Origin of the sequence: Cellulophaga omnivescoria, assembly GCF_001999725.1 — a bacterium.
In the GTDB taxonomy this organism is placed as follows: Bacteria; Bacteroidota; Bacteroidia; order Flavobacteriales; family Flavobacteriaceae; genus Cellulophaga; species Cellulophaga omnivescoria.
This window is the reverse complement of the sequence record NZ_MDDP01000001.1, coordinates 92,626-117,177: the sequence shown is the minus strand read 5'-3', so window position 1 is coordinate 117,177 and position 24,552 is coordinate 92,626. Positions and strand designations below refer to the sequence as shown.

At 31.8% G+C, this 24,552-nt stretch carries 30 protein-coding genes; 13 read left to right on the top strand and 17 right to left on the bottom strand.

Going from position 1 to position 24,552, the window contains the following annotated elements; translation table 11 throughout:
- On the bottom strand, positions 1-885 hold the full coding sequence (locus BFJ87_RS00585) for a YciC family protein (RefSeq protein ID WP_077398599.1): 885 nt from the start codon (positions 883-885) through the stop codon (positions 1-3).
- Positions 872-1,840 (bottom strand): stage II sporulation protein M, encoded by a 969-nt coding sequence (locus tag BFJ87_RS00580; protein WP_077398597.1) that lies wholly within the window; start codon positions 1,838-1,840, stop codon positions 872-874. The genes BFJ87_RS00585 and BFJ87_RS00580 overlap by 14 nt, the downstream gene beginning before the upstream one ends.
- A gap of 34 nt (positions 1,841-1,874) precedes the next feature.
- On the opposite strand from BFJ87_RS00580, the gene BFJ87_RS00575 reads away from it, so the two are divergent.
- Both BFJ87_RS00575 and BFJ87_RS00570 read left to right on the top strand, forming a co-directional pair.
- Positions 1,875-2,591: an RDD family protein gene (locus BFJ87_RS00575; RefSeq protein ID WP_077398595.1), complete on the top strand. Its 717-nt coding sequence runs from the start codon at positions 1,875-1,877 to the stop codon at positions 2,589-2,591.
- 3 nt (positions 2,592-2,594) lie between these two features.
- A complete protein-coding gene (locus BFJ87_RS00570; protein ID WP_077398593.1) occupies positions 2,595-3,218 on the top strand; it encodes a trimeric intracellular cation channel family protein in 624 nt (207 codons plus the stop codon).
- Here BFJ87_RS00570 and BFJ87_RS00565 read toward each other — a convergent pair.
- Entirely contained in the window at positions 3,215-3,922 is a 708-nt protein-coding gene (locus BFJ87_RS00565) for a peptidylprolyl isomerase (protein ID WP_077398591.1), read from the bottom strand. The two genes, BFJ87_RS00570 and BFJ87_RS00565, sit on opposite strands and share 4 nt — an antisense overlap.
- On the opposite strand from BFJ87_RS00565, the gene BFJ87_RS00560 reads away from it, so the two are divergent.
- Together BFJ87_RS00560 and BFJ87_RS00555 are read left to right on the top strand one after the other, a co-directional pair.
- A complete protein-coding gene (locus BFJ87_RS00560) occupies positions 3,921-4,562 on the top strand; it encodes an NUDIX hydrolase (RefSeq protein WP_171974443.1) in 642 nt (213 codons plus the stop codon). The genes BFJ87_RS00565 and BFJ87_RS00560 overlap by 2 nt on opposite strands.
- A 38-nt stretch (positions 4,563-4,600) precedes the next feature.
- Positions 4,601-5,407, top strand: a complete 807-nt coding sequence (locus tag BFJ87_RS00555; protein ID WP_077398589.1) for a lysophospholipid acyltransferase family protein — start codon at positions 4,601-4,603, stop codon at positions 5,405-5,407.
- A gap of 76 nt (positions 5,408-5,483) precedes the next feature.
- On the opposite strand, the gene BFJ87_RS00550 is transcribed toward BFJ87_RS00555, so the two are convergent.
- The 3 genes from BFJ87_RS00550 to xerD form a co-directional block, all read right to left on the bottom strand.
- Entirely contained in the window at positions 5,484-6,131 is a 648-nt protein-coding gene (locus BFJ87_RS00550) for a hypothetical protein (RefSeq protein ID WP_077398587.1), read from the bottom strand.
- 4 nt (positions 6,132-6,135) lie between these two features.
- On the bottom strand, positions 6,136-6,630 hold the full coding sequence (locus BFJ87_RS00545) for an RNA polymerase sigma factor (RefSeq protein ID WP_077398585.1): 495 nt from the start codon (positions 6,628-6,630) through the stop codon (positions 6,136-6,138).
- Positions 6,631-6,695: 65 nt separating this feature from the next.
- Positions 6,696-7,592: a site-specific tyrosine recombinase XerD gene (gene xerD / locus BFJ87_RS00540; RefSeq protein ID WP_077398583.1), complete on the bottom strand. Its 897-nt coding sequence runs from the start codon at positions 7,590-7,592 to the stop codon at positions 6,696-6,698.
- Positions 7,593-7,765: 173 nt separating this feature from the next.
- Between xerD and BFJ87_RS00535 the strand changes: the two genes are divergently transcribed.
- From BFJ87_RS00535 to BFJ87_RS00520, 4 genes are all read left to right on the top strand, one after another.
- Positions 7,766-8,305 (top strand): hypothetical protein, encoded by a 540-nt coding sequence (locus tag BFJ87_RS00535; protein WP_077398581.1) that lies wholly within the window; start codon positions 7,766-7,768, stop codon positions 8,303-8,305.
- Positions 8,306-8,481: 176 nt separating this feature from the next.
- Positions 8,482-8,958, top strand: a complete 477-nt coding sequence (locus BFJ87_RS00530; protein WP_077398579.1) for an outer membrane beta-barrel protein — start codon at positions 8,482-8,484, stop codon at positions 8,956-8,958.
- Between the two features lie 78 nt (positions 8,959-9,036).
- A complete protein-coding gene (gene aroQ / locus BFJ87_RS00525) occupies positions 9,037-9,459 on the top strand; it encodes a type II 3-dehydroquinate dehydratase (RefSeq protein WP_077398577.1) in 423 nt (140 codons plus the stop codon).
- Between the two features lie 8 nt (positions 9,460-9,467).
- The gene (locus tag BFJ87_RS00520) at positions 9,468-10,199 is read left to right on the top strand and encodes a Dph6-related ATP pyrophosphatase (protein ID WP_077398575.1); all 732 of its coding nucleotides are present in this window, start codon (positions 9,468-9,470) and stop codon (positions 10,197-10,199) included.
- A gap of 8 nt (positions 10,200-10,207) precedes the next feature.
- Here the strand turns inward: BFJ87_RS00520 and BFJ87_RS00515 are convergent, their stop codons facing one another.
- Both BFJ87_RS00515 and lpdA read right to left on the bottom strand, forming a co-directional pair.
- Positions 10,208-10,498: a DUF3817 domain-containing protein gene (locus BFJ87_RS00515; protein WP_077398573.1), complete on the bottom strand. Its 291-nt coding sequence runs from the start codon at positions 10,496-10,498 to the stop codon at positions 10,208-10,210.
- Between the two features lie 82 nt (positions 10,499-10,580).
- Positions 10,581-11,972, bottom strand: coding sequence for a dihydrolipoyl dehydrogenase (gene lpdA, locus BFJ87_RS00510; RefSeq protein WP_077398571.1), 1,392 nt, complete (start codon positions 11,970-11,972; stop codon positions 10,581-10,583).
- Positions 11,973-12,130: 158 nt separating this feature from the next.
- On the opposite strand from lpdA, the gene BFJ87_RS00505 reads away from it, so the two are divergent.
- Positions 12,131-13,027: an MBL fold metallo-hydrolase gene (locus tag BFJ87_RS00505; RefSeq protein ID WP_077398569.1), complete on the top strand. Its 897-nt coding sequence runs from the start codon at positions 12,131-12,133 to the stop codon at positions 13,025-13,027.
- Between the two features lie 6 nt (positions 13,028-13,033).
- Here BFJ87_RS00505 and BFJ87_RS00500 read toward each other — a convergent pair whose 3' ends face one another.
- From BFJ87_RS00500 to BFJ87_RS00485, 4 genes are all read right to left on the bottom strand, one after another.
- Positions 13,034-13,561 carry a DUF1572 family protein gene (locus BFJ87_RS00500; protein ID WP_077398567.1) on the bottom strand — a complete coding sequence of 176 codons (528 nt, stop codon included), beginning with the start codon at positions 13,559-13,561 and terminating at the stop codon, positions 13,034-13,036.
- A gap of 12 nt (positions 13,562-13,573) precedes the next feature.
- Positions 13,574-13,975, bottom strand: coding sequence for a peptide-methionine (R)-S-oxide reductase MsrB (gene msrB, locus BFJ87_RS00495; protein WP_077398565.1), 402 nt, complete (start codon positions 13,973-13,975; stop codon positions 13,574-13,576).
- Entirely contained in the window at positions 13,975-14,463 is a 489-nt protein-coding gene (gene msrB / locus BFJ87_RS00490) for a peptide-methionine (R)-S-oxide reductase MsrB (RefSeq protein ID WP_077398773.1), read from the bottom strand. Before msrB (BFJ87_RS00490) ends, msrB (BFJ87_RS00495) begins: the two co-directional genes overlap by 1 nt.
- Positions 14,464-14,587: 124 nt before the next feature.
- Positions 14,588-15,121 carry a hypothetical protein gene (locus BFJ87_RS00485; RefSeq protein ID WP_077398563.1) on the bottom strand — a complete coding sequence of 178 codons (534 nt, stop codon included), beginning with the start codon at positions 15,119-15,121 and terminating at the stop codon, positions 14,588-14,590.
- A 172-nt stretch (positions 15,122-15,293) separates the two neighbouring features.
- Here BFJ87_RS00485 and BFJ87_RS00480 point away from each other — a divergent pair, with 172 nt between their 5' ends.
- Together BFJ87_RS00480 and BFJ87_RS00475 are read left to right on the top strand one after the other, a co-directional pair.
- Positions 15,294-16,103, top strand: a complete 810-nt coding sequence (locus BFJ87_RS00480; RefSeq protein ID WP_077398561.1) for a M48 family metallopeptidase — start codon at positions 15,294-15,296, stop codon at positions 16,101-16,103.
- An 82-nt stretch (positions 16,104-16,185) separates the two neighbouring features.
- Positions 16,186-17,520 (top strand): MFS transporter, encoded by a 1,335-nt coding sequence (locus BFJ87_RS00475; RefSeq protein ID WP_077398559.1) that lies wholly within the window; start codon positions 16,186-16,188, stop codon positions 17,518-17,520.
- A gap of 47 nt (positions 17,521-17,567) precedes the next feature.
- On the opposite strand, the gene BFJ87_RS00470 is transcribed toward BFJ87_RS00475, so the two are convergent.
- Genes BFJ87_RS00470 through BFJ87_RS00455 form a run of 4 tightly spaced genes read right to left on the bottom strand, consistent with a single transcriptional unit; the run spans position 17,568 to position 20,464 of the window.
- Complete coding sequence (locus tag BFJ87_RS00470; RefSeq protein WP_077398557.1) at positions 17,568-18,290, bottom strand: head GIN domain-containing protein; 723 nt, start codon at positions 18,288-18,290, stop codon at positions 17,568-17,570.
- A 14-nt stretch (positions 18,291-18,304) separates the two neighbouring features.
- Positions 18,305-19,381 (bottom strand): DUF4097 family beta strand repeat-containing protein, encoded by a 1,077-nt coding sequence (locus tag BFJ87_RS00465; protein WP_077398555.1) that lies wholly within the window; start codon positions 19,379-19,381, stop codon positions 18,305-18,307.
- Complete coding sequence (locus BFJ87_RS00460; RefSeq protein WP_077398553.1) at positions 19,362-19,910, bottom strand: hypothetical protein; 549 nt, start codon at positions 19,908-19,910, stop codon at positions 19,362-19,364. The genes BFJ87_RS00465 and BFJ87_RS00460 overlap by 20 nt, the downstream gene beginning before the upstream one ends.
- The gene (locus BFJ87_RS00455) at positions 19,907-20,464 is read right to left on the bottom strand and encodes an RNA polymerase sigma factor (protein WP_077398552.1); all 558 of its coding nucleotides are present in this window, start codon (positions 20,462-20,464) and stop codon (positions 19,907-19,909) included. Before BFJ87_RS00455 ends, BFJ87_RS00460 begins: the two co-directional genes overlap by 4 nt.
- 218 nt (positions 20,465-20,682) lie before the next feature.
- Here BFJ87_RS00455 and lon point away from each other — a divergent pair, with 218 nt between their 5' ends.
- Positions 20,683-23,127 (top strand): endopeptidase La, encoded by a 2,445-nt coding sequence (gene lon, locus BFJ87_RS00450; protein WP_077398550.1) that lies wholly within the window; start codon positions 20,683-20,685, stop codon positions 23,125-23,127.
- Positions 23,128-23,180: 53 nt separating this feature from the next.
- Positions 23,181-23,873, top strand: coding sequence for a (d)CMP kinase (gene cmk, locus BFJ87_RS00445; protein WP_077398548.1), 693 nt, complete (start codon positions 23,181-23,183; stop codon positions 23,871-23,873).
- 57 nt (positions 23,874-23,930) lie between these two features.
- On the opposite strand, the gene BFJ87_RS00440 is transcribed toward cmk, so the two are convergent.
- A complete protein-coding gene (locus BFJ87_RS00440; RefSeq protein WP_077398546.1) occupies positions 23,931-24,311 on the bottom strand; it encodes a LysM peptidoglycan-binding domain-containing protein in 381 nt (126 codons plus the stop codon).
- Positions 24,312-24,552: the final 241 nt, after the last annotated feature.

Sequence of the window (24,552 nt, the reverse complement as noted above, 5' to 3'; positions counted from 1 at the left end):
TTAAAGATTGGTAGAATTACCCAAATTTTGAATACGCTCCATAGTACCCGTTAAATTTTTTCTTTCGTTTAAATCAAAATATATAAAAGCGCCAGCAACAACAGTTATAATACTTAATAGATATTGAAATAAAGCCGTTATAGTATTTATTGCTATTCCTATTGGGTCTAATAAAGTGCCTCCCATATTACTAGGGTCTATTTCTGCAGAAAATACGCCCATTTTTGCATACATATAAATTGCAGAAGGTACACTAAATGCGTAACCTGCTACGGCAACAACAATACCAACAACAAGCATAGTGGCAAATGTTATCCACCAATAATCTTTAATTAGTGTAAAACTATAGCTAAAAGCATCACCAACAGGTTTTTTATTAAAAATTAAAATACTAAAAGATAAGGTTAGAGGTACATACAAATATATTCCTGGTATTAAACAAAGCATAAATCCAATAATAATACATATACCAACTAAAAAAGCTAATCCAATAAATTTCCAGAATGTGCTGTAAACCTCAGATTTAATTTTGTCAAAATTTATTACTCCATTATTTTCTACATAATTTTTTATATAATGTAAGGTAACAGACTGTGCCATTGCATAAGCTGCTCCCATAGATAAAATAAATACCAATGCAGCAACAAAAATCATTAAAACATTAGTTACTTCGTTAGAGCTTTCAATATTAAAATTCATTAGCCCTCCTACCGTATAAGCATAAAAGGCATTGCAAATTAAAAATATTACTAAATAGGGTCCGGCAATTTTAAAGAAAGTATTAAAAAAAGGTTTTAACTGAGTTCTTAAAAAAGCAAAAGTATCTCCTAAAATCTCACCTAAGTCTCTTTTCTTTTTAAACTCTACATAATTATTGTTCTGCATGGTTGGTTTTTTTGTGTAATAAATAAGGGTAAATAACGTAATAATATAAAATTAAAGCTAACGAGCTTGTTATAATTAATATTGCAAGCCAGTCTGGCATTTCTGTATGTCTGGTTACAAAGCCTTCTAAAAATCCAGCAATGATAAAGAAAGGTACTGTGGATAGCATTATTTTTAGGCCGTTTACAGTTCCTCGTTTAAAAGATTCTAACCTTGTATATGTCCCTGGGAAAAGAATTCCTTTAGCTAAAACAAGTCCGGCACAGCCAGCAATTATAATTACAGATATTTCTATAGTACCATGAATCCAAATTGTACGTGCAGACTCCCAAAGCAGGCCTTTTTCATAAAACATATACTGAAAACTACCTAGCATAATACCATTTTGCATCATAATAAATAGAGATCCAATGCCAAGTAAAATTCCATAAATAAAAGCCATAATTGCAACTTTTATATTATTGATGGTTATACCTAAAAACATTTTAAATTCACTCTGTTGTTTGTACACAGCCATAGGGTCATCATTAGCAATATTTTCTAAGGTCATATTTACATATGAATCACCTAAAAAAGATCTAACAAAATCTCCATCATTAGCAGCAGAGAAAACTCCTACTGCAGAAAAAAAAGTGAAAACAAGAAATGCAATTAGTAATTCACGACGATTGTGATAAAATAGTGTAGGAAATTCTGTTTTCCAAAAGCTGATTATTCTGTTTTTTGGCTCTTTTTTTGTTTTATAAATCTTTTGATGTGCCTCTGAAGCCAAAGAATTTAAAAAAAAAGCAGTGTTGCTGCCAGGGTAAAAAGTCTTAGCATAGCTAAGGTGATCGGTAATTTCTATATACAAATCAGACAATTTGTTTGGGTCAATTTCCGTTTTCTTTGCCAGGACACTTTCAAAAGTAGTCCATTTGTCTTTATTTTGCTTTACAAAGGCAGCTTCGCGCATTGGCTTTTAAGATTTGTACCAAAGAAACTAAAATATGAACGAAATTCAAATAGAAACAGCTCAAAATATTAGCATTCATCAAAATGCTGCACATTTGGGTGATAGGATGCTAGCCTATATTATAGATAGCATTGTTATTTTTGTTTATACGTTGCTAATGATTCTTTTACTGGTATATATGAACTTAGCTTTTGAAGACATGTGGCATTTATATTTAATTGTAACATTGCCATCTTTCTTCTACTATTTAATGCTAGAGTATTTCATGAATGGCTCTACGGTAGGTAAAAAAATAATGTCTATTAGAGTAGTTAAATTAGATGGTTCTAAGCCAAATTTCTCTAGTTATTTTATACGTTGGATTATGCGTATTGTAGATGTTGCCTTGTCTACAGGAGGTGTTGCAGTACTTACAATTTTATTAAGAGGTAACGGGCAGCGTTTGGGAGATATAGCAGCTGGTACTACAGTAATTACTGAAAAGAAAAAAGTAAAATTGCAAGACACAATGCTTGCTAACTTGCCAGAAATGTACAAGCCAAGTTACCCACAAGTTACTGTTTTTAAAGATCCAGAAATGCAAACCATAAAAGAGTTGTACTCTTCTGCAAAACGTAACGGAGATCATAATGTAATTGTAACTTTATCTAATAAAATAAAAGAAGTAACCAATATAACTACAACTCAAAAACCTTTAGATTTTGTAGACACTGTTATAAAAGATTACATTTACTACACACAAGAATTATAGCATATGTTTTATTTGGTTATAGATATTTTAGGAACCATAGCATTTGCTATATCTGGTGTTTTAGTTGCAATGGATAAAAAGCTAGACCCTTTTGGGGTTTTTATAGTTGCCTTTGTAACGGCTGTTGGAGGTGGTACTTTACGTGATTTATTATTAGGAAATACACCAGTAACTTGGCTACTACAGCCAATTTATATTTACACCATTTTAATTACAGTAGTTTTATCTATATTGTTTAGAAAACAATTAAAATACTTAAGAACGTCTTTGTTTTTGTTTGATACTATTGGTATTGGATTGTATACTTTAGCTGGTGTAGAAAAAGGGTTAGATGCAAACTTGTTACCGGTAATGTGTGTTGTTGTTGGTACAATAACCGCATGTTTTGGAGGTGTTATAAGAGATATTTTATGTAATGAAATACCTGTTATATTTAGAAAAGAGGTATACGCAACAGCTTGTATAATAGGGGCTAGTAGTTACTTTTTACTTATTAAGTTACCAATTAAACCAAATTACATACACGTTATTTGCATTTTAATTGTTATAACTGTGCGTTTGCTTGCAGTTAAATTTAAAATAGCCTTACCTACAATTTATCCTCCTGTAGAGCATAAAAATAATTAATTTACCACCTCTGCTTTAACAATAAAAATGTTTTTTTTTGGCCAATCACCTTCACCTACGGGTTGCCTGTTAATTAAATCTACAACATCCATACCTTTAATAACTTTACCAAAAGGAGTATAATCTTTATCTAGATGATATGATCCCGGTTTGGTTACCACAATAAAAAATTCGTAAGGAGAAGCTAGTTTATGCGGATTATCATTCTCACTACTAGGCATAGATATTACACCTCTATGATGTTTGTGCCCTTTTTTTGTATCTGGTGGTAATAGGTACCTGCCAATTTCACCTCTTTTTTTTGCTGTTTTAATATTGTCGGCATTACCGCCTTGAATAATGAAATTTTTAACCACTCTATGAAAATAGGTATCATTAAAATATCCTTTTTTTGTTAGATAAATAAAGTTAGCCTTGTGGTATGGCACATTATCAAATAATTGAAGAGTAAAACTGCCAAGGTTAGTTGTAATTTTTACCTTATCTTCTTTTAATGTTTTGTTGTACTCGTAAAAAAAAGGTATTGCATTTTCTTCAGTAAGTACAAATTTTTCTTCTTTTTTAGTAACTTTAGAACTGTCAATAGCAACAGTGTCTTTTTTAACTTCAGTTTGTTTAACTTTTTGTTGTGTTTTTGATGCGTTGTTGCAACCAACAGTAAAAATTAATAATAGTATAGCGTAAGATAGTATCTTTGTATTCATGAATTTTGATGATTTTACCAAAAGAATTTCAAAAATAAAGAATCTTCCTTTATTGGGTGAAGAATCACATAATAAAATGGCTCCATCTATTAGAATTGATGAGTTAAAAAGAATGAAAAAGCAACGTGAACAAGCACGTAAAGCAGCTGTTATGGCATTGTTTTATCCGGCAAAAGATAAAAGTACAAATTTATTATTAATGTTGCGTAAAACTTATAAAGGTGTACACTCTAACCAAGTTGGTTTTCCTGGTGGTAAAGTAGAAAAAGAAGATGAAAACCTACTGTATACGGCTTTAAGAGAAACCTATGAAGAGGTTGGTGTGCCTATAAGTAAGGTTAAAGTAATGGGTGAGTTGTCTTCTATATACATACCGCCAAGTAATTTTGAAGTACAACCCTACATAGGCTTGTATCCTAATCCTACTCCTTTTGTAATTCAGGAGTCTGAAGTTGAGCATTTAGTTGAAGTTTCTTTACAAGACTTTATGGATGATAGTAAAATTAGCACTCAAAATTTAACCACTTCGTATGCAGTAAATATAGATGTACCTGCCTTTAAATTAAATGGTTATGTTGTTTGGGGAGCAACGGCAATGATAATGAGTGAGCTTAAAGAGCTATTAAAACAATTGTTATAGTTATATAAATTTGTAGATTTGGCAACACAATAATAATTATGGGTTTATTTAAAAAGAATCCTTTTGGGCATATACTATTTTTAAAAAAATGGTTAATACGAGTTGCGGCTGTTATAACGCACCGCAGATACAAAGGGTTTAATAAATTAGAAATAGAAGGATCACAAATACTTAGAGACCTACCAGATAAAGGAGTTCTCTTTGTATCTAACCACCAAACTTATTTTGCAGATGTGGTGGCTATGTTTCACGTTTTTAATGCTAGTTTAAGCGGTAGAGAAGATAATATTAAAAATATTGGTTACATCTGGAAACCAAAACTTAATATGTATTATGTTGCTGCTGCAGAAACTATGAAAAAAAGTCTTTTAACTAAGATTTTGGCTTATGCAGGTTCTATTAGTATACAACGCACTTGGCGTGCAGATGGACAAGATGTTAAGAGACAAGTAAAAATGAGTGACATATCTAACATTGGAACTGCATTAGAAGATGGTTGGGTTATTACCTTTCCTCAAGGTACAACAACACCTTGGAAACCTTTACGCAAGGGTACAGCGCATATTATAAAAAAATATAAGCCAATAGTTGTTCCCGTTGTAATAGATGGTTTTAGAAGGTCTTTTGATAAAAAAGGCTTAAGAGTTAAGAAAAAAGGTATTTTACAATCTATGGTAATTAAGGAGCCATTGGATATAGATTATGAAAACGATTCTTTTGAGTCTATTATAGATAGGTTAGGGCACGCTATAGAGCAAGACCCATCTTATTTAAAAGTTATTTCTAAGGCAGATTTAAAAGCGCTAGAAGAAGAAAATGAACTTAGAAAGTGGAAACTAGATTAGTTTTTTTTAATTATAATAAAACAAAAACCATCTGTAAAATTCAGATGGTTTTTTGGTTATAAGGTTTGTGTTTGGTTTAAATTTCCATTTTTTTTAGCTCAAAATAATTTTTGTTTAATTTTTTAAGTAACAAGCCATAAAGCAAAAAGTATATTAAAGCAAAAAGAGCTGTAGTTGCTAATGCTACAATTACAAAGGTAATTACCATTATAGATTTAAATTTATCTGGAGTTATATTAGGAGGTAATTCCTGTTGGTAAACCGTTACAAGCATATTAGGATCAAAATAAACAGTAAGTGCTTGCGCCAGCATTATAAATAATAACATTCCTAAACTAAAAATAACATAGTACTTAACAGTTTTTCTTGTACGTATAATATTTTTCATAAGCGTTTTAGAGTCATCTAAAACAGATATTTCTTTATACCTTTTGTAAAACTGAAAAATAAAATAAAAAATTACTAGGTATTGTAAAAAACTAATCACCATAAAAAATGTGCCATAGCTATTACCGTAGTACATTTTAAGCAGGTGTTCTCGTGTACCAGGAAATAGAAAAAGTAGGTTTGGCAATACAAATTCTAAAATACTAATTATAAATATCCACTTTACAATAGAGGAAGATTTCTTCCATATCATTTTGTAAATATCATTGTATGACAATTTAGGAAGTTCATCTCCTTTTTTTTGCCAATCTTTTTTTAAGATATCCAATTCATCCATATAATTAAGGATTTAAAATGGTTTTTAATTTTTTCTTTATTCTGTTCATCTTTACTCTAGCATTAACTTCGGATATACCCAATGTTTCAGATATTTCTGTATAATCCTTATCTTCTAGGTAAAGAAAAACCAATGCTTTGTCTATGTCACCAAGCTGCTTTACAGCTTTATACATAAGTTTTAGTTGTAATTCTTCTGTCTCATCATATTCATCTGCCTTAATTTTAAAAATTACAGACTCATAGCTTTGTGTACTAACTTTTCTTTTAGATTTTCTGTATAATGTAATGGCAGTATTTAAAGAAACTCTATACATCCAGGTACTAAATTTAGAGTCGCCTCTAAACTTAGGATAAGCTTTCCATAGCTGTATCGTTATTTCTTGAAACAAATCATTATGAGCATCCTTGTCATTAGTGTACAGCGTACAAACCTTATGAACAATATTTTGGTTGTTCTCTAGTTCTGTAACAAAAGCATGTTCTAATTCTTTGCTCACTTTTTAAGTTGGTAGTTGTTACTTGTTAGTAGTTGTAAACTTGTACTTGTTACAAATTTTTATAATTATTTTCTAGGATGGTAGTTTTCAATAACTTGGCTTAAGTGTTTTCTGTCTATATGTACGTATACTTCAGTTGTTGTAATACTTTCATGACCTAACATTTGTTGTATAGCTCTTAAATCTGCTCCGTTTTCTAAAAGATGTGTTGCAAAAGAGTGGCGTAAGGTGTGTGGACTAATTGTTTTTTTTAAGCCAATGGTTTCTGCTAATTGTTTAATAATAGTAAAAATCATAGCACGGGTTAATTGCCTACCTCTTCTGTTTAAAAATAAAATATCTTCAAACCCTTTTTTTATGTTTAGATGATTTCTTATTTCATCCTTATATATGTTAATGTACTTTTTATTAATGTTGCTAATAGGAACAAAACGTTGTTTGTCTCCCTTTCCTGTAACTCTTATAAAGTCTTCTTTAAAAAATAAATCAGATAATTTTAAGTTGGTAAGTTCAGATACGCGCAAACCGCAGCCGTATAATGTTTCTAGCATTGCTCTGTTGCGTTCACCTTCTGGTTTACTTAGGTCAATTGCATCTATTAAACTATTAATTTCCTCAACAGACAAGGTGTCTGGTAACTTTCTTCCAATTTTTGGAGCTTCTATTAAATCCATAGGATTGTCTGCTCTGTAATCTTCAAAAATTAAATAATTAAAAAAACTTTTTAGGCCAGATATAATTCTTGCTTGCGACCTAGGGTTTATTTCTGCTGAGATTTCATAAATAAATTGCTGTGTAGTTTCCTTGGAGATAGAAATAGGAGATTCGGAGATGTTTTTTTTGTTTAAAAATGTAATTAATTTTTCCACGTCTAAAACATAGTTTGTAATAGAATTGTCCATTAATCCACGTTCTATTTTTAGAAAGTGTTGATAATCAGTTAATCCCTGCCTCCATTTCATATAGGTTAAAATTAAGTTAATAATTTGGATAAAAAAAGAGTTTTTAAACCCCTATTTTTGGTGTTTTTAGTTCATAACAAATACTTACATTTACACAACAAACATTGTAAGTAAACAAAATTAACAATCTATGTTTACTGCATAATTATAAACTAAAAATTAAAATTATTTTTATGAAAAAGTTATTTATTGTAGCTATCACAGCTCTAGGATTTACTTTTGCTGCACAAGCACAAGATGCAGCTACTTCTACTAACGGTGGTCAAACTGCTCAAGGTAAATGGTTAATTGAAGCTAACACTGGTTTTGGTGCTGTTAGTGCTGCTAATACAGGATTTGGTTTGTCATCTGTAGATGGTGAAACTACTTGGTCTTTAGGTGCAGAAGGAGGTTATTTTGTTGCTGATGATTTAGCTGTAAAGGTTGGTTTAGGTTACCAAGACTTAGGTGAAGATTTTTCTGTATTTACTTATAAAGTTGGTGCTAAATATTACATTGCTAGTATGATTCCTGTACAAATAGATTATTCTGGCGCTAGTATTAAAGATTTTGATGAGAACCCAAGTTATTTAGGTTTACAAGGTGGTTATGCTATTTTCTTAGGGGAAAATGTTAGTATTGAGCCAGGTTTACGTTACAACATTACTATGAATGATGATTATACTGATGAGGATGTTTTTCAATTCCAAATTGGTTTCGCTTTACATTTCTAAGCAAAAATTTACTAATAGTATTAAAAGCTGCCTAATATTTTAGGCAGCTTTTTTTATGAACTAATTTTGTTAAATAATTTATAAATTAATATAAATACTACTTTTTGTGTAAGTCAATTAAATTATTTAATTAAGTTTATGCTATAATTATAAACTAAAAATTAAAATTATTATTTATGAAAAAGTTATTTATTGTAGCTATTGCAGCTCTAGGATTTGCTTTTAGTGCACAAGCTCAAGAAGGTTTTGGAGCAGGAGTTAATTTAGGTATTCCTATGGGGGATATTGATGGTTTCTCTAGTTTTAATATTGGAGTAGATGCTCAGTATTTAGGTGCTGTTTCAGAAACTTTTTATGCTGGTGGTACGTTAGGTTATTCTCATTACTTTATGAAAAATGATGTTGATGCAGTTACTTTTTTACCGATTGCAGCTGTTGCTAAATTTATGGTTACAGAAGATTTTTCTGTAGGTACAGATTTAGGTTACGCAGTTGGTTTAAGTGATAATAATGATGGTGGTTTTTATTACCGTCCTAAATTAGGGTATAGAATTGCAGATGCAATAGAGCTTAACTTATCTTACGCTGGTATTAGTTTAGAAGATGATATAAATGCATCTACTTTTAATATAGGATTTATGTTTCAGTTGTAAAAATAACTGAAATGGAATATTTAAAAGGAAGCCAATTGGCTTCCTTTTTTTATGCGTAATATTTAGTATTTTTACCCTATGAAAATACTTATAATTAACGGACCAAACCTAAACCTTTTAGGTAAAAGAGAGCCAACAATATATGGCAATACAACGTTTGTAGATTACTTTGCTAAGCTGCAAGGTAACTTTATAAATATTGAGCTTAGCTATTACCAGTCTAATATAGAAGGTGAGCTTATAAACAAAATACAAGAAGTTGGTTTTTCTTATGATGGTATTGTTTTAAATGCAGCTGCATATACGCATACATCCATTGGTATTGGAGATGCTATAAAAGCTATAAAAACACCTGTTGTAGAAGTGCATATTTCTAATACATTTGGGCGTGAAGAATTTCGTCATCAATCTTATATATCTCCTGTTGCTAAAGGTGTAATACTTGGTTTTGGCTTGCAAAGTTATGACTTGGCCATACAGAGTTTTTTAGCATCAAAATAATACCCGTAATGCATAAAACATATTTTAACTGGAGTAGTGGTAAGGACTCTGCTTTGGCATTGTATAAGATGCAACAGTTTAAAACGTATAAAGTAGATAGACTTGTAACTTCTGTAAACTCTACATTTAATAGAGTGTCTATGCACGGTTTACGTTTACCCCTTTTAGAGGCGCAAGCAAAGGCAATTGGCTTGCCTTTACAGACTATTAAGTTAAATGCAGATGTGTCTATGTCTAGCTATAATGAGGTTATGAAAACCACAATACAAGGTTTAATTACAGAAGGTTATACACACGCAGTTTTTGGAGATATTTTTTTAGAAGATTTAAAAAAATATAGAGAAGATAAATTGCAAGAGGTTGGTGTTAAGGGTGTTTTTCCGCTTTGGAAACATGACACAAAAGAGTTGCTTAAAGAGTTATTGCAATTGGGGTTTAAAGCAATTACAGTTTGTGTAAATGCTAAATTACTAGATGAATCTTTTGTTGGTAGAGAGGTTAATGAAAGTTTTTTTAATGATTTGCCAGAGAATGTAGATCCTTGCGGAGAAAACGGAGAGTTTCATACATTTGTGTATGATGGTCCTATTTTTAAGCAACCAGTAAGTTTTACAATAGGAGAGAAGGTGCAAAAAGGATATGCACCAACTACGAGCAAAGATGACAATTGCTTTAAAAAAGATGAGGATACTACTTGGGATACTTCCTTTTGGTATTGCGATCTTCTTCCTAATAAATAAAAAAAGCCCTACGCTTTTAAGGCTTTAGGGCTAAAATATTTTTCTTCAATGTAAAAAGTTCCAAAGGGTAGCAGGGAGGCTATAAATAAAATGGCATACCTTTTTATTCCCCAATTTTTTTCTCTGCAAACAAAAAATGCCAATATAGCATAAGCTATAAATAGTACACCGTGTGCATTACCAATATAAATATTAGGATCTTTAATGCCAGCCATATATTTTAAAGGCATACCAACACCAAATAATAACAGGTAAGATATTCCTTCTAGTATAGCAACAAGTCTAAATGCTTTAATCATATTTTAATATTTAAAAAAGCCTAAAACCTAAGTGTAAAATACGCTTAGACTTTAGGCTTTGTATGTGTAAGTTTAATTACTATTACAAGTGTATAACCTCGTCATAAGCATCTGCTACGGCTTCCATAACAGCTTCACTCATTGTTGGGTGTGGGTGTATAGCTTTTAGTATTTCATGACCAGTAGTTTCTAGTTTACGTGCAACAACTGCTTCAGCAATCATATCTGTAACGCCAGCACCAATCATATGGCAACCTAACCACTCGCCATATTTAGCATCAAAAATAACTTTTACAAAACCATCTGGTGTACCAGAAGCTTTAGCTTTTCCGCTAGCAGAGAATGGGAATTTACCTATTTTTAAATCAAACCCCTTTTCTTTTGCTTGTTTTTCTGTTAAACCAACAGAAGCAACCTCAGGAATACAGTATGTACAACCAGGAATGTTTCCATAATCTATAGGTTCTACGTGCATACCTGCTATTTTTTCTACACAAAGAATACCTTCTGCAGAAGCAACGTGAGCTAAAGCTGGTCCTGGAGTAACGTCTCCAATTGCGTAATAGCCAGGTATATTTGTTTGGTAATAATCATTTACCATAATTTTATCTCTGTCTGTAGCAATACCAACGTTTTCTAGACCTATGTTTTCTATGTTAGTTTTAATACCTACTGCAGACAATACCACATCTGCTTGTATAATTTCTTCTCCTTTGCTAGTTTTTACGTAAACACTAACTCCGTTGCCTGCAGTATCTACTTTAGTAACCTCTGAAGAAGTTTTTACTTTTATACCTGCTTTTTTAAAGCTACGCTCTAATTGTTTAGATATATCTTGGTCTTCTACAGGTACTACATTAGGTAAATACTCTACCACAGTAACTTCTGTACCTATAGAGTTGTAAAAGTATGCAAACTCCATACCTATTGCACCACTACCAACGACTACCATTTTTTTAGGTTGTTCAGGTAAAGACATTGCCTCTCTATATCCTATAATTTTTTTACCATCTTGCGGTAAACTTGGTAACTCTCTACTACGTGCACCAGTTGCAACAACAATGTGGTCTGCACTGTACTCAGTTTCTTTACCATCAGCATCTTTAACAGATACTTTTTTACCAGCTTTTAAGGTACCGTAACCATTAATGACTTCAATTTTATTCTTTTTCATTAAAAATTGAACTCCTTTGCTCATACCTTCTGCAACCCCACGGCTACGCTTAATAATTGCACCAAAGTCTTTATCAACATTTTCAGCATTTAAACCATAGTCTCCCGCGTGCTTTAAATACTCAAAAACCTGAGCAGATTTAATTAATGCTTTGGTAGGGATACAACCCCAATTTAGACATACACCGCCTAAACTTTCTTTTTCTACTATAGCTGTTTTTAAACCTAATTGTGAAGCTCTAATAGCAGTTACATAACCACCAGGTCCACTACCTAAAACAATAACATCAAAATTGCTCATATATATACTTTTTTTTGTCTCTAATTTTAATCACACAAATGTACAAAACCAATTAGCAATTAGCAATTACCTAAATCTATAAATATGAATAATAACATATTACTAACTTTTTAGTACTTATCTTTATATTTTACACATAAAACAAACATTATTTAAAGATGAAAACATTAAAATTTGGTTTTTTACTATCACTTTTACTGTTCGTAATAGGTACTCATGGCCAGAGTACAGATGTACATATTACAGTAGAAAAACTTACTCCTCAAATGTATATGTTAACTGGACAAGGTGGTAATATAGGTGTTTATATAGGAGAAGATTATGTGTTTATGATTGATGACCAATTTAGTAGATTGAGTCTTAAAATAAAACAAGCAATTAAAAGTATAACCACTAAGCCAATTGCGTATTTGCTAAATACACATATGCACGGAGACCACACTGGCGGTAATTCAAATTTTAATGATAAAACAACTACTATTGTTGCACACCAAAAGGTTAGAGAGCGTTTAATAGAAGAAAATAAAGAAGTTGTTTCTACTAATAAATTAGATTCTGTTACCGCATATAAGAAATTGCCAGAAATTACATTTTCAGATGCAATGTTATTTTATGACGCAGATGAAACTATTATGGCAACGCACGTACACAATGCACATACAGATGGTGATGCACAAATTTATTTTAGCAAAAATAACGTGCTACATATGGGAGATACGTACTTTTCTAGTAAATATCCATATATAGATTTAAACCGTGGAGGTAGTGTAGTTGGTTATATAAATGCATTAAAAAAAGCTTCAATTTTAGCAAACGAGGATACTAAAATTATCCCTGGACACGGAAAATTATCTAATAAAAAGGAATTAGAAAACTACATTTTAATGTTAGAAGCTATTTATGTTAGTGTAAAAAAAGAGATTAACGCGGGTAAAAGTTTAGAGCAAGTAATGGCCAATAATGCTATTACAGCAAAGTTTGATGCCACTTATGCTTGGAGCTTTATATCTGCAGAAAAAATTAGAGAAACATTTTACAAAAGCTTAAGCAAGTAGTATTATTTATTTGCCAAACATTTTTTTGTTGAATTCGTTAGATTTTCCTGCAGGTATAGATAAAGATTGCCACTCTTTACCCTTTAACATTCTACCAATGTATGCAATTTGTGCAATATGCCCTGCGTAATGTGCTAATTGCCTGCTTACTGCTGCCATAACCGAATGCTCTACAGCTCTAATTTTAATTTTAGTATTAAAATTGTCTTCGTTTATACTATCTATTGCAGCAAATAAGCAATCCCAGCCTTTGTTCCAGTGTAGTAGCATTTCTTCCTTATTTTGGTATAGAGCAACAAACTCGGATTCTCTATTGCGCCATTCTTTTTCTCCGTCTTCTGTAAAAAAGTTTGTCCACCTGCTAAGCATATTACCTACCATATGTTTAACAATTATAGCTATACTATTGTCTGCCTCGCCATAAGTCCAATGCAAATGTTCATTGGTAAGTTGGTTAAATGTTTTTTCAGCCATTGTTTTGTTTCGGTTAAACTCAAACAACATACTTTCTTTATAGTCATCAACAAAACTCATTTTTATTTTTTTTTAAGACGGATTAAAATTTAAACTAGCAGAATTTATGCAGTAACGTTGCCCAGTAGTTTCTTGTGGGCCATCATCAAAAACGTGACCTAAATGTCCGCCACAATTAGCACAAACGGTTTCTATTCTTGTCATACCATGGCTAGTGTCTTTTATGTATTCAATAGCGCCTTTTACTGCTTCATCAAAAGAAGGCCAGCCGCAACCACTTTCAAATTTATGGTCTGCTTCAAAAAGTTTAGCATTACACCCCTTACAATTGTAGCTTCCATCTTTAAAATGAAGATTAAATTCACCAGTATGAGGATATTCTGTTCCTTTGTTTCTTAAAACATTATAAGATTGTGCAGAAAGCTGTTCTTTCCACTCTTTATCGGTTTTTTCTACTGTATATTTTTTACTCATTATTTTGTAGGTGTAAATTTTAAAGCAGCACCGTTAATACAGTGTCTTTCTCCTGTTGTTTTTGGTCCATCATTAAAAACGTGACCTAAATGTCCGCCACAAACAGCGCAATGTTCTTCTGTACGTTTATATCCAATTTTATAATCAACATCAAAAGCTACATTACCTTTTATAGGTCTGTCAAAACTTGGCCAACCCGTACCAGATTTAAATTTATGTTCGCTTTTAAATAAAGGTGTATTGCATGCAGCACAACTATAAATTCCTTTTTCTTTAATATTTAATAGTTCGCTAGAAAAAGCACGTTCTGTACCCGCTTTACGCAATACATTATATTGTAACGGAGTTAATTCTTTTTTCCATTCTGCATCTGTTTTTTCAACTTTAGCTAAGGTTTGTTTTTTTGTTGCTTCCTTTGTTTTTTGCGAGTTTCCTTTGCAACTTAAAAATAGGGCTACTACACTTAAAATTAGTAATTTTTTATACATCATCTTTATATTTTAAGGTTATTCAAATTTAGTCGATTTTAAACGCAATTCCTATCAAATGTAAGACATAAAAAAAGCCTCTGCTTTTAAAAGCAGAGGCTAGTTGTATTGTACAGTATTCTTACTATAAAGAAACGTGTATGATATTTTCTTCTTTAGTATCTAAAATGCCCATAACGTCATTAATATTACCAGTATCTAATTTACCATTTACAGCTTCTGCAGGTAAAATAGCAACTCTAAATGTTTGGTTTGCCGTGTCTGCAGTGCTCAGGGTACCTAAATCAAAGTCCGATTCTAAAAAGAACCTAGCGTCTACAAAAGTATGATCGTAATTATAGATTAAAGTACCTTGATCTAACAATCTAGTTTGTGGCATTAAACGCCAAACGTCTATAGGTTGTCCGTCCGTACCATCTACTTGTTCCCATAAAATATACACTAAAACAACGTCAGATTCAAAAACTTCAACAGTGTTAGGGAATTCAAAGTTTAATTCATAATTATTATCATCAGAGAAAGTTCCGGTAACTTCATATATACTTCCTGTAATGTTTACACCATCTAATCCATCTACACCGTCAATTCCATCAGACCCGCTACAAGCCGTTAAAACTATTGCAAATATTGCTGCTACTACTAAGGTAATTTTTTTCATAATATATAATTTGTTTCGTTTTTCTTTTTTTGAATTATTCAAAAAGCGTTCCAAATTTAAAATTAGAGAATTTATTTTGTAATTAAACTAAACAATTAAGATATTATCTATGATATTATTAAGACATAGAATATTTTTGTATTTTTAAAAACACACTAAACACATTACTATTATGAAAAAAATATTTTTAGTATTAACTATTTTCTTAGCAGTTTCTGCATGTAAAACAAATCCGTTTACAGGAAAAAAAACATTGAATATGTATCCTAACAGTTCAATATTTCCTACTGCTTTTGCACAATACGATCAATTTTTAAATGAAAATAAAACTATAAAGGGTACTTCTGAAGCTAAAATGATTGCTTCTGTAGGCCAGCGTATAGCCTCTGCTGCAGAACGTTGGTTAACGGCAAACGGCTATCCGGGTTATTTAAAAGATTATAAGTGGGAGTATAATTTGGTAGATGATGCAACTGTAAATGCATGGTGTATGCCAGGTGGTAAAATTGTTTTTTACACAGGTATTTTACCAATTTGTCAAGATGAAACTGGTATAGCTGTTGTTATGGGGCACGAGGTGGCTCATGCGTTAGCAGATCACGGTGCACAGCGTATGACAGCAGGACAGTTTCAGCAAATAGGAGCTGTTGCAGGTAATGTTTTAATAAAAGATGATGCGGCAAGAAATACATTTAACCAAGCATATGGAGTAGGGTCTCAAGTAGGTGTAATGCTACCATTTAGTAGAGGTCATGAAACAGAGGCAGACCGTATTGGTTTACAAATTATGGCAATTGCTGGATACAACCCAGATGAAGCTGCGGAGCTTTGGAAAAGAATGAAAGCTAATAGTGGAGGACAATCTCAGCCAGAATTTATGAGTACACACCCATCTAATGATACAAGAATAAATAATTTAACCCAATGGGCACCGGCAGCAAAGGAAGAAGCTAAAAAATTTGGAGTAACTTCTTTTAAGTAACATTGGCGTAAAAGTAAAATTCATTAATAATTGTATATTAGAGCTGTTCAAAACAAAATTTGAACAGCTCTAATTTTTTTATATGACTAGTATTGCATTAGTAAAAGGAAGTAAAAAACTATTAAATGCCTGGGCTTTTTATGATTGGGCAAATTCGGTTTATAGTTTGGTAATAGCATCTGCTATATTTCCTATTTTTTATGGCGCTTTGTTTAGATCTGCAAACATAGAAAAGGTAACTGTTTTTGGAGGTGAAATTGCCAGGGCTCCTTTAATTAGTTACACCACATCATTAGCGTTTGTTTTTATAGCTATTATTACTCCTTTAATTTCTGGTGTTGCAGATTATTTAGGTAATAAAAGAATGTTTATGAAATTCTTTTGTTATTTAGGAGGTGTGTCTTGTATTGGTTTGTATTGGTTTTCATTAGAGAATATATATTTTGGATTACTTTGCTTTTTTATGGGACTTGTTGGTTTTTGGGTAAGTTTTGCAATAAATAATTCTTATTTGCCAGATGTTGCGCATCCAGAGCAAATGGATGCTATTAGTGCTAAAGGCTTTTCTATGGGCTATGCAGGTAGTGTGTTATTATTACTTTTTAATTTACTTATGGTTATGAGGCCAGAAATTTTTGGTATTGAAACAGATACTAATGGTTTGGCTGAGCTTAAAGCAATGAAATACTCCTTTGTTACAGTTGGTATTTGGTGGATAATTTTTAGTCAGTATACATTTTACTACTTGCCTAAAGGAAATAAGCAAGAGGGCGACCGTACAAATGTAATTTTAAATGGTTTTAAGGAATTAAAAGGAGTTTGGGGGCAACTTGGTAGTCAAGTTAAATTAAAACGATATTTGATTGCTTTTTTTGTGTATAGTATGGCTGTGCAAACAGTAATGTTAATTGCTACTTACTTTGGAGAAGAAGAAATAGCTTGGGGAACAGACAAAGAGCGCACAACAGGTTTAATAGTTAGTATTTTAGTAATACAAATAGTTGCTATACTGGGAGCATTAGTAACAGCGGCAGCATCTAAAAAGTTTGGAAATGTAAAAACACTTGCAGTAGTAAATATATTGTGGGTAATAATATGTGTTTATGCATTTTTTATGGTAACACCTATAGATTTTTATATAGGAGCCGGCTGTGTAGGTTTGGTAATGGGTGGTATACAAGCATTGTCTAGATCTACTTATTCTAAGTTTTTACCGGATACTAAAGATACTACTTCATTTTTTAGTTTTTATGACGTTGCAGAAAAAATAGGTATTGTTATAGGTACATTTATGTATGGTTTTATTGCGCAAGTTACAGGTAGTATGCGTAATGCTATTGTATTTTTAGCTATATTTTTTATAGCCGGTGTGGTGTTATTATTACGTGTAAATAAAAGTAAAAGCTTTAAGAGGTAAAAAAAAAGAGAGGTTGTAGCTAATAACCTCTCTTTTTTTATAATTCTTTATCCTTTAGAAACACCACCAGAACCAGAAGTTTTACTTTCTATTTTTTTAGGATTTCCTCTGTATTTAATATCTCCTGATCCAGATACCCTGGCATCTATAGTTTCTTTTGCTGTTACTTTAATATCTGCTGATCCAGATACAAGGGCTTTAACATAATCTGCTTCTAAATCATAAGCAGAAATATCTCCAGAACCTGATACTCTAACAGTAAAGTCTGTAGCAGAACCACTAAGGTTTATATCTCCTGAGCCAGACATTGTAGCTTTAAGTTCTTTAGCTTTAACTTTTAGATTGATATCACCAGAACCAGAAATGCTGGTTTCAAAAGTATTACTAACAATAGTTGTTTTGCCAACTATATCACCAGAGCCAGATAGAGTAGCTTCATTAATATGTTCTACAGGTACTGTAACTAGTAACTTACTATTTCTAGACGGAGATAAATTCATCCCTTTTTCAGCTTTAATTACAAGCTTTCCATTTTTTACTTCGGTTTTAATATGGTTTAATATGTTTTCATCGCCTTTTAGTGTAATTTTTCCTTCTGTACCTTCAATTAATTCTACATCAAAAAAGCCAGAAACAGAAATGGCTTCATAATCGCCTACGTTTCTAGAATCTGTAATAATATTTCCGTTTCCTTTTACACGTTTTCCCCATTGAGCATTTGCTGTAAATGCTAAAGTTAAGGCTAAGCTAAGTGTTAATATTTTTTTCATAGTGTATGTTCTTGTTAATTTTTATGTATAGATATGCTTCCGTATTCTGTATTTATGTTTACAAAGTTATTGCTGTTTTCTGATCCGCAAGAGCCTTTATAATTTTTTTGTGAGTTTTTAACTTCTTTTAAGCTTATGTTGCAATTGTCTACACCGTTAATTCCTCCGTAAGCAGATTTTAAATTAAAATTAAAATTGTAACTAGCATGGTAACCTACTTTAACCCCTGTATAATCTGCATTAATGGTAACGTTGCCAGCACTTCCAGTGAGCTCATCAATTTTTATAGAACCATAATCGGCATCTAAAGTTATGTTTCCATTTATTTTTCCGAGTTTTACGCTAATATAGTCGCCAATACCTTTTATATTTTGAGCTTCATTTACAGATAGACTACCATAGTCGCTATTGTAAACTAAATTATCCATTTTGGATATAGCGGCGCTAGTGTAATCTGTATTTAAATCTAGATTACCAGCTTTTGTAATAGAAAATCCAGAGTAATCTGCATCAATTTTAGCACTATTAACGTAACCTATTTCGGATTTAGAGGTATAATCAAAATTTAAATTGTTGTTCCGTCCTCTAAGCTCGCCAATATCTAGTCTGCCATAATCACAATTTATAGTAGCGTGTCCATCAATCCTATCTAAAGTAATAGAGCCGTAATCGTTAGTTAAGTCAATATTATTTTTAACAGGTAATTTAATAGTATAGTTAATTTGCATATTAACGTTATTGCTATTTCCCCAGCCCCAACTGCTACTTTTTGCTATGTTGGTTTTTGCAGAAACTATACTGCTAGACCCTTCAAAATTTACGGTAATATTGTCTAATTTACGCTGTACTTTTTCCTCATTATTTCCACTGGTTTTAATGTGTACTTCTATTTCTATACGGTTTTCATCCCATGAAGTAATATTAAGGTTGCCGTATTTGTTGTTAACTTTAAGTAATGCATTTGCATTAACAGTAAAGTTTTTTATGATGGTTTTTTCTTTTGTGTATTTGCCTTTGTCATTATTGGCAGTACTTAAAAAAGGAGTGGTAAGTAAGAGTAAAGTTATAATCTTATAGTGTAAAATTTTCATCATTATAGTTCTTTAAATTTTTAATAGTATCAATTTGTTCCATAACATCTTTAATAAGATCTATTCTGGTTTGGTAATTGGTTATTATGGCGCTTAGTATAAGTTTTGTGTTGCCGCCGTTTATAAGGTTTTGTTCTAGTTTTTTATAGTCATTTTCTAATTTATTAAGTTGTAAAAGTGTGTCATCTATAATTTTTTTAGTACTAGGAGACGTTTCTTTTTTTAGTTCGTTAACCTGATTATTAATTAAACTAGCAAAGTAAAACTTGGTTTCAGTTATTTCTGGGGCTATTTCTGCAATTTGCTTGTTAGTGGTTTGCTTTTGATAAAAATATGAGAAACCTATTGCACACAAAAAAGCTATAGATGCTGCAATAGCAAATGGTTTCCAAGAGCGTTTATTATTTCTTTTCTTACTAGTGTTAAGTTTCTCTATAAAATTAGTAGTGTGTGTGCTACTTGGTTCTTGAGTGTCAAAACTACCTTTTAACTCTTGAAATAAATTATCTATGTCTATATTGTTTTTCATATACAAGCGCTAGTTAATTGTTTACGCAAACTTTCTTTAGCTCTAGAAATTGTAGTTCTACAATTTGCATAGCTAATATTCATTATTTCACTTATTTCTTCATAGTCATACCCTTCAATTAAATGTAAGGTCAAAGAAATTCTATAACTGTCTTTCAATTGTTTCATGGCGTCCATCACTTTTTGAGCCTTCAATTGTGTTTCACCATTATCTATTGTACTACTATCATTATCTTTGACCCTGTGCATTATATCGTCTAAAGCAACTTCTGTGTTTTTTTGTTGCTTTCTGTATTGGTAAATACTATTGTTAATTACTATTCGTTTTAACCAAGCCCCAAAAGCTACTTCACCTTTATAGGTGTGTAATTTTGTAAAGGCACTTAAAAACGATTCTTGCATTATATCCTCTGCTTCGGCGCTGTGTTTTACAATACGGTATGCAGTATTGTGCATTGCTTTATAATACCTATTATAAATCTCTAGTTGTGCACTTTGCTTACCTTCTTTGCATTGTAGCAATAAAGCATTGATATGTTCTTTTTGTTGGCTCAAAAAAATGTATGGTTTGTTTTATAGATGATAGATTAGGCTATTTGTTACAATTTTTTTTAAATCTATTTGGTATTGGCATAAGAATTGACTTTATATAGGCGATAAAAGTAACGCGCAAGCCACGTAATAAGGGCTTTTGCAATGTATTTATAAAAATAACTAAATTTAAATAATAGATTTCTGTTTTTATTTTATGACAGAATGACTGAAATATAATTATGCGAGATTCAGAATTTGACAATTTGGCGCTACAAGGTATTAATGAAGAAGCAGAGCTTATACCATTATTAACACCTGAAGACGAGGAAGAAATGAGCAAAGAACAATTGCCAGAGATGTTACCAATTTTACCGCTCCGTAATACGGTGCTTTTTCCGGGTGTAGTTGTGCCAATTACAGCAGGCAGAGATGCTTCCATACACTTAATTAAAGATGCTAATGAAGGATCTAAGGTTATAGGTGTTGTGGCACAAAAGGATGAAGAAACCGAAAACCCTGGTATAGATGATATTCATACTTTAGGTACCGTTGCTAGAATTTTACGTGTACTAAAAATGCCAGATGGTAATACTACTGTTATAATACAAGGTAAAAAAAGGTTTGAGGTTGCAGAAGTGCTAACAGAAAAGCCTTATATGACAGCAACTGTACGTGAGGCTAGTGAAGTTAGGGCAGAGGAAGATACGCCAGAGTTTAAAGCCATTATAGAGTCTATAAAAGATATGGCTTTAAAGGTAATATCGGAGAGTCCTAACATACCTAGTGAGGCATCTTTTGCCATAAAAAATATAGAAAGTAATTCATTTTTAATAAACTTTGTTTCATCTAACTTAAGGCTGCCGGTTAAAGATAAACAAGAGTTGTTAGAGATAGAGAATTTAAAGGAAAGAGCATTAGCTACTTTAAAGTTTATGAATGTTGAAATGCAAAAGCTGCAGTTAAAAAACGACATTCAGTCTAAGGTACGTACAGATATGGATCGCCAACAGCGAGAGTATTTTTTACACCAACAAATGAGAACCATACAAGAAGAATTGGGTGGTGGCGCTACAGCAGAAGATGAGTTGGCAGAACTTAGGGAGAAAGCTAAAAACAAAAAGTTTACCAAAAAAGAAAGAGAGTATTTTAATAAAGAGTTAAGTAAAATGCAACGTATGAATCCGCAAGTAGCGGAATATGCAATACAGCGTAATTACCTAGACTTTTTTGTTAGTTTGCCTTGGGGCGAGTATTCTACTGATAAGTTTGATTTAAAAGCGGCTCAAAAAATATTAGATAGAGATCATTACGGTTTAGAAGATGTAAAAAAGAGAATTATAGAGTATTTAGCGGTTTTAAAATTGCGTAATGATATGAAATCTCCAATTTTATGTCTGTACGGACCTCCTGGTACGGGTAAAACATCTTTAGGTAAATCTATAGCAGAAGCTTTAGGTAGAAGTTATGTTAGAATGTCTTTAGGTGGTTTAAGAGATGAGTCTGAAATTAGAGGACACCGTAAAACTTATATTGGTGCAATGCCAGGTAGAGTTTTAAAAAATATTAAAAAAGCAGAGCACTCTAATCCTGTTTTTGTTTTAGATGAAATAGATAAGTTATCTAACAGCCATCAAGGAGATCCTTCTTCTGCTATGTTAGAGGTTCTAGATCCTGAGCAAAATAATGAGTTTTATGATAATTTCTTAGAAGTTGGTTACGATTTGTCTAAGGTGATGTTTATAGCAACGGCAAACAATCTTGGTGCAATACAGCCTGCTTTAAGAGATCGTATGGAAATTATTAACGTATCTGGTTATACTATTGAAGAAAAGGTAGAGATAGCTAAAAGGCACTTGTTACCTAAGCAGTTAAAAGAACACGGTTTAAAGCCTAAAGATTTAAAAATAGGCAAAGCACAATTAGAGAAAATTGTTGAAGGTTACACTAGGGAATCTGGTGTACGTACTTTAGATAAACAAATAGCTAAAATGGTGCGTTATGCAGCAAAATCTATAGCTACAGAAGAAGAGTATGAGGTTAAAGTAACTAATGAAATTGTAGAAAAAGTTCTTGGACCTGCTAGGCTAGAAAGAGATAAATACGAGAATAATGATGTTGCAGGTGTTGTAACTGGTTTAGCTTGGACAAGTGTTGGTGGAGATATTTTATTTATAGAGTCTATTTTATCTAAAGGTAAAGGCGCTATGAATATTACGGGTAACCTAGGTAAAGTAATGAAAGAATCTGCAACCATAGCTTTAGAGTACATAAAATCTAACGCAGATTATTTTGGTATTAAAGATGATATTTTTGATAAATACAATGTGCATATTCACGTGCCAGAAGGTGCAACACCAAAAGACGGCCCAAGTGCCGGTGTAACAATGTTAACCTCTTTAGTATCATTATTTACACAACGTAAGGTTAAAAAGAGCTTAGCAATGACAGGCGAAATTACATTGCGTGGTAAGGTATTGCCTGTAGGTGGTATTAAAGAAAAAATATTAGCGGCTAAAAGAGCAAGAATTAAAGAAATAATTTTGTGTGAGGATAACCGTAGGGATATTTTAGAGATTAAAGAAGAATATTTAAAAGGACTTACTTTTCATTATGTAACAGATATGAGTCAAGTTATAGATATAGCTGTAACAGATCAAAAAGTTAAGAATCCAAAAAAAATCTAGATTACCAAAGGCTATTTAATTAAATTTAAATAGCCTTATTTAAGTATATCAATATGAAAAAAATAACAATAGCTATAGACGGATATTCTTCTACAGGAAAAAGCACTATTGCTAAACAATTAGCAAAAGCTCTTGGCTATGTGTATGTAGATACAGGCGCAATGTATAGAGCAGTTACCTTATACGCTATAAGAAAAGGTTTTGTGTCTGAAACTAGTGAAGATTTTGATTCTCTTATTGCTGCATTGCCAAACATTAATTTAAAGTTTGTACATAATGAGAAGTTAGGTTTTTCAGAAATGTATTTAAATGATGAAAATATAGAAAAAGAAATAAGAACATTAGCGGTATCTAGTCAGGTAAGTAAAGTAGCAGCTGTAAAAGAAGTACGTACTAAGCTTGTAGAAATGCAAAAGGCAATGGGCAAAGAAAAAGGCATTGTTATGGATGGCAGAGATATTGGTTCTGTTGTTTTTCCTGATGCAGAATTTAAGGTTTTTATGACGGCTTCTCCAGAAACTAGGGCGCATAGGCGCTATAAAGAGTTGTTAGATAGGGGAGACGATGTTACTTTTGATGAAGTTTTAAAAAATGTACGTAGTAGAGATCATATAGATTCTACCAGAAAAGAATCTCCTCTTATATTATCTAAAGATGCCATTGAGTTTGATAATAGTGATATGGGACTTATAGAACAATTTGAGCGCATGCATAATTATGCATTACGAATTATAGAAAAACAATAAAATAAAAAAACGGCAATCTAAAGTAAGATTGCCGTTTTCTTTTTAAACCACTGTATTTTATAAATTTGGTATTACCAAAACTTGGTCAGGGTGTATAACGTCAGGATTTTTTAAAAGATCTGTGTTAGCTTCAAAAATCTGTTTGTATTTCATAGGATCACCATAGTAGTGCTTTGCAATTTTACTTAAAGACTCACCACCTTTAACAGTATGTCTGTGGTAAACAGATTCATCAGCAACAGTAATGTTTGCTTTTACGTCTGCAGGGCTATCGCCACCAACTTCTTTAATTTTATCCCAAATTAAGTTTTTTTCATACTGTGTAGCAGCCTGTCCTTTTATTTTTAAAACGCCACCTTCTTCAGTTACATCTCCGTCTTTAATGGCTAATTTTTCTCCAAGATCTAAAACAGACTGGTATTTCGCTTTTACGCTCATAATGTTTATTATTTATAGTTAATTAATAATGCTCAATATAGTAAATTTTAGAACAATTTTAAAGTAAAAAACTTTAAAAAATAATCCGTTTTTGTAATTACCTGAAAATTAGTTAAAAAGAGTGTTTGTATTACTAGAGAATAAGTTGTATTTTTGCAGCCCTTTTTAACGGTAGTATAAGAGGAAAAGGGATAAAAAGAAACTTATATAACATCTTTTGTAGTGGTAGTATAACTCTTAT

Excerpts from the sequence above, each read along its gene's own strand:
- xerD (WP_077398583.1), bottom strand. The coding sequence starts at position 7,592 with ATGAAATGGAGGCAGGGATTAACTGATTATCAACACTTTCTAAAAATA.
- BFJ87_RS00485 (WP_077398563.1), bottom strand. The coding sequence starts at position 15,121 with ATGAAAAAAATTACCTTAGTAGTAGCAGCAATATTTGCAATAGTTTTA.
- cmk (WP_077398548.1), top strand. The coding sequence starts at position 23,181 with ATGAAAAAAATAACAATAGCTATAGACGGATATTCTTCTACAGGAAAA.
- BFJ87_RS00475 (WP_077398559.1), top strand. The coding sequence starts at position 16,186 with ATGACTAGTATTGCATTAGTAAAAGGAAGTAAAAAACTATTAAATGCC.
- aroQ (WP_077398577.1), top strand. The coding sequence starts at position 9,037 with ATGAAAATACTTATAATTAACGGACCAAACCTAAACCTTTTAGGTAAA.
- BFJ87_RS00535 (WP_077398581.1), top strand. The coding sequence starts at position 7,766 with ATGAAAAAGTTATTTATTGTAGCTATCACAGCTCTAGGATTTACTTTT.
- BFJ87_RS00460 (WP_077398553.1), bottom strand. The coding sequence starts at position 19,910 with ATGAAAAACAATATAGACATAGATAATTTATTTCAAGAGTTAAAAGGT.
- BFJ87_RS00565 (WP_077398591.1), bottom strand. The coding sequence starts at position 3,922 with ATGAATACAAAGATACTATCTTACGCTATACTATTATTAATTTTTACT.
- BFJ87_RS00480 (WP_077398561.1), top strand. The coding sequence starts at position 15,294 with ATGAAAAAAATATTTTTAGTATTAACTATTTTCTTAGCAGTTTCTGCA.
- BFJ87_RS00505 (WP_077398569.1), top strand. The coding sequence starts at position 12,131 with ATGAAAACATTAAAATTTGGTTTTTTACTATCACTTTTACTGTTCGTA.
- BFJ87_RS00465 (WP_077398555.1), bottom strand. The coding sequence starts at position 19,381 with ATGAAAATTTTACACTATAAGATTATAACTTTACTCTTACTTACCACT.
- BFJ87_RS00555 (WP_077398589.1), top strand. The coding sequence starts at position 4,601 with ATGGGTTTATTTAAAAAGAATCCTTTTGGGCATATACTATTTTTAAAA.
- BFJ87_RS00500 (WP_077398567.1), bottom strand. The coding sequence starts at position 13,561 with ATGAGTTTTGTTGATGACTATAAAGAAAGTATGTTGTTTGAGTTTAAC.
- BFJ87_RS00570 (WP_077398593.1), top strand. The coding sequence starts at position 2,595 with ATGTTTTATTTGGTTATAGATATTTTAGGAACCATAGCATTTGCTATA.
- BFJ87_RS00515 (WP_077398573.1), bottom strand. The coding sequence starts at position 10,498 with ATGATTAAAGCATTTAGACTTGTTGCTATACTAGAAGGAATATCTTAC.
- BFJ87_RS00580 (WP_077398597.1), bottom strand. The coding sequence starts at position 1,840 with ATGCGCGAAGCTGCCTTTGTAAAGCAAAATAAAGACAAATGGACTACT.
- BFJ87_RS00560 (WP_171974443.1), top strand. The coding sequence starts at position 3,921 with ATGAATTTTGATGATTTTACCAAAAGAATTTCAAAAATAAAGAATCTT.
- lpdA (WP_077398571.1), bottom strand. The coding sequence starts at position 11,972 with ATGAGCAATTTTGATGTTATTGTTTTAGGTAGTGGACCTGGTGGTTAT.
- BFJ87_RS00585 (WP_077398599.1), bottom strand. The coding sequence starts at position 885 with ATGCAGAACAATAATTATGTAGAGTTTAAAAAGAAAAGAGACTTAGGT.
- BFJ87_RS00530 (WP_077398579.1), top strand. The coding sequence starts at position 8,482 with ATGAAAAAGTTATTTATTGTAGCTATTGCAGCTCTAGGATTTGCTTTT.
- msrB (WP_077398565.1), bottom strand. The coding sequence starts at position 13,975 with ATGAGTAAAAAATATACAGTAGAAAAAACCGATAAAGAGTGGAAAGAA.
- BFJ87_RS00520 (WP_077398575.1), top strand. The coding sequence starts at position 9,468 with ATGCATAAAACATATTTTAACTGGAGTAGTGGTAAGGACTCTGCTTTG.
- BFJ87_RS00470 (WP_077398557.1), bottom strand. The coding sequence starts at position 18,290 with ATGAAAAAAATATTAACACTTAGCTTAGCCTTAACTTTAGCATTTACA.
- BFJ87_RS00550 (WP_077398587.1), bottom strand. The coding sequence starts at position 6,131 with ATGGATGAATTGGATATCTTAAAAAAAGATTGGCAAAAAAAAGGAGAT.
- lon (WP_077398550.1), top strand. The coding sequence starts at position 20,683 with ATGCGAGATTCAGAATTTGACAATTTGGCGCTACAAGGTATTAATGAA.
- BFJ87_RS00440 (WP_077398546.1), bottom strand. The coding sequence starts at position 24,311 with ATGAGCGTAAAAGCGAAATACCAGTCTGTTTTAGATCTTGGAGAAAAA.
- BFJ87_RS00575 (WP_077398595.1), top strand. The coding sequence starts at position 1,875 with ATGAACGAAATTCAAATAGAAACAGCTCAAAATATTAGCATTCATCAA.
- msrB (WP_077398773.1), bottom strand. The coding sequence starts at position 14,463 with ATGTATAAAAAATTACTAATTTTAAGTGTAGTAGCCCTATTTTTAAGT.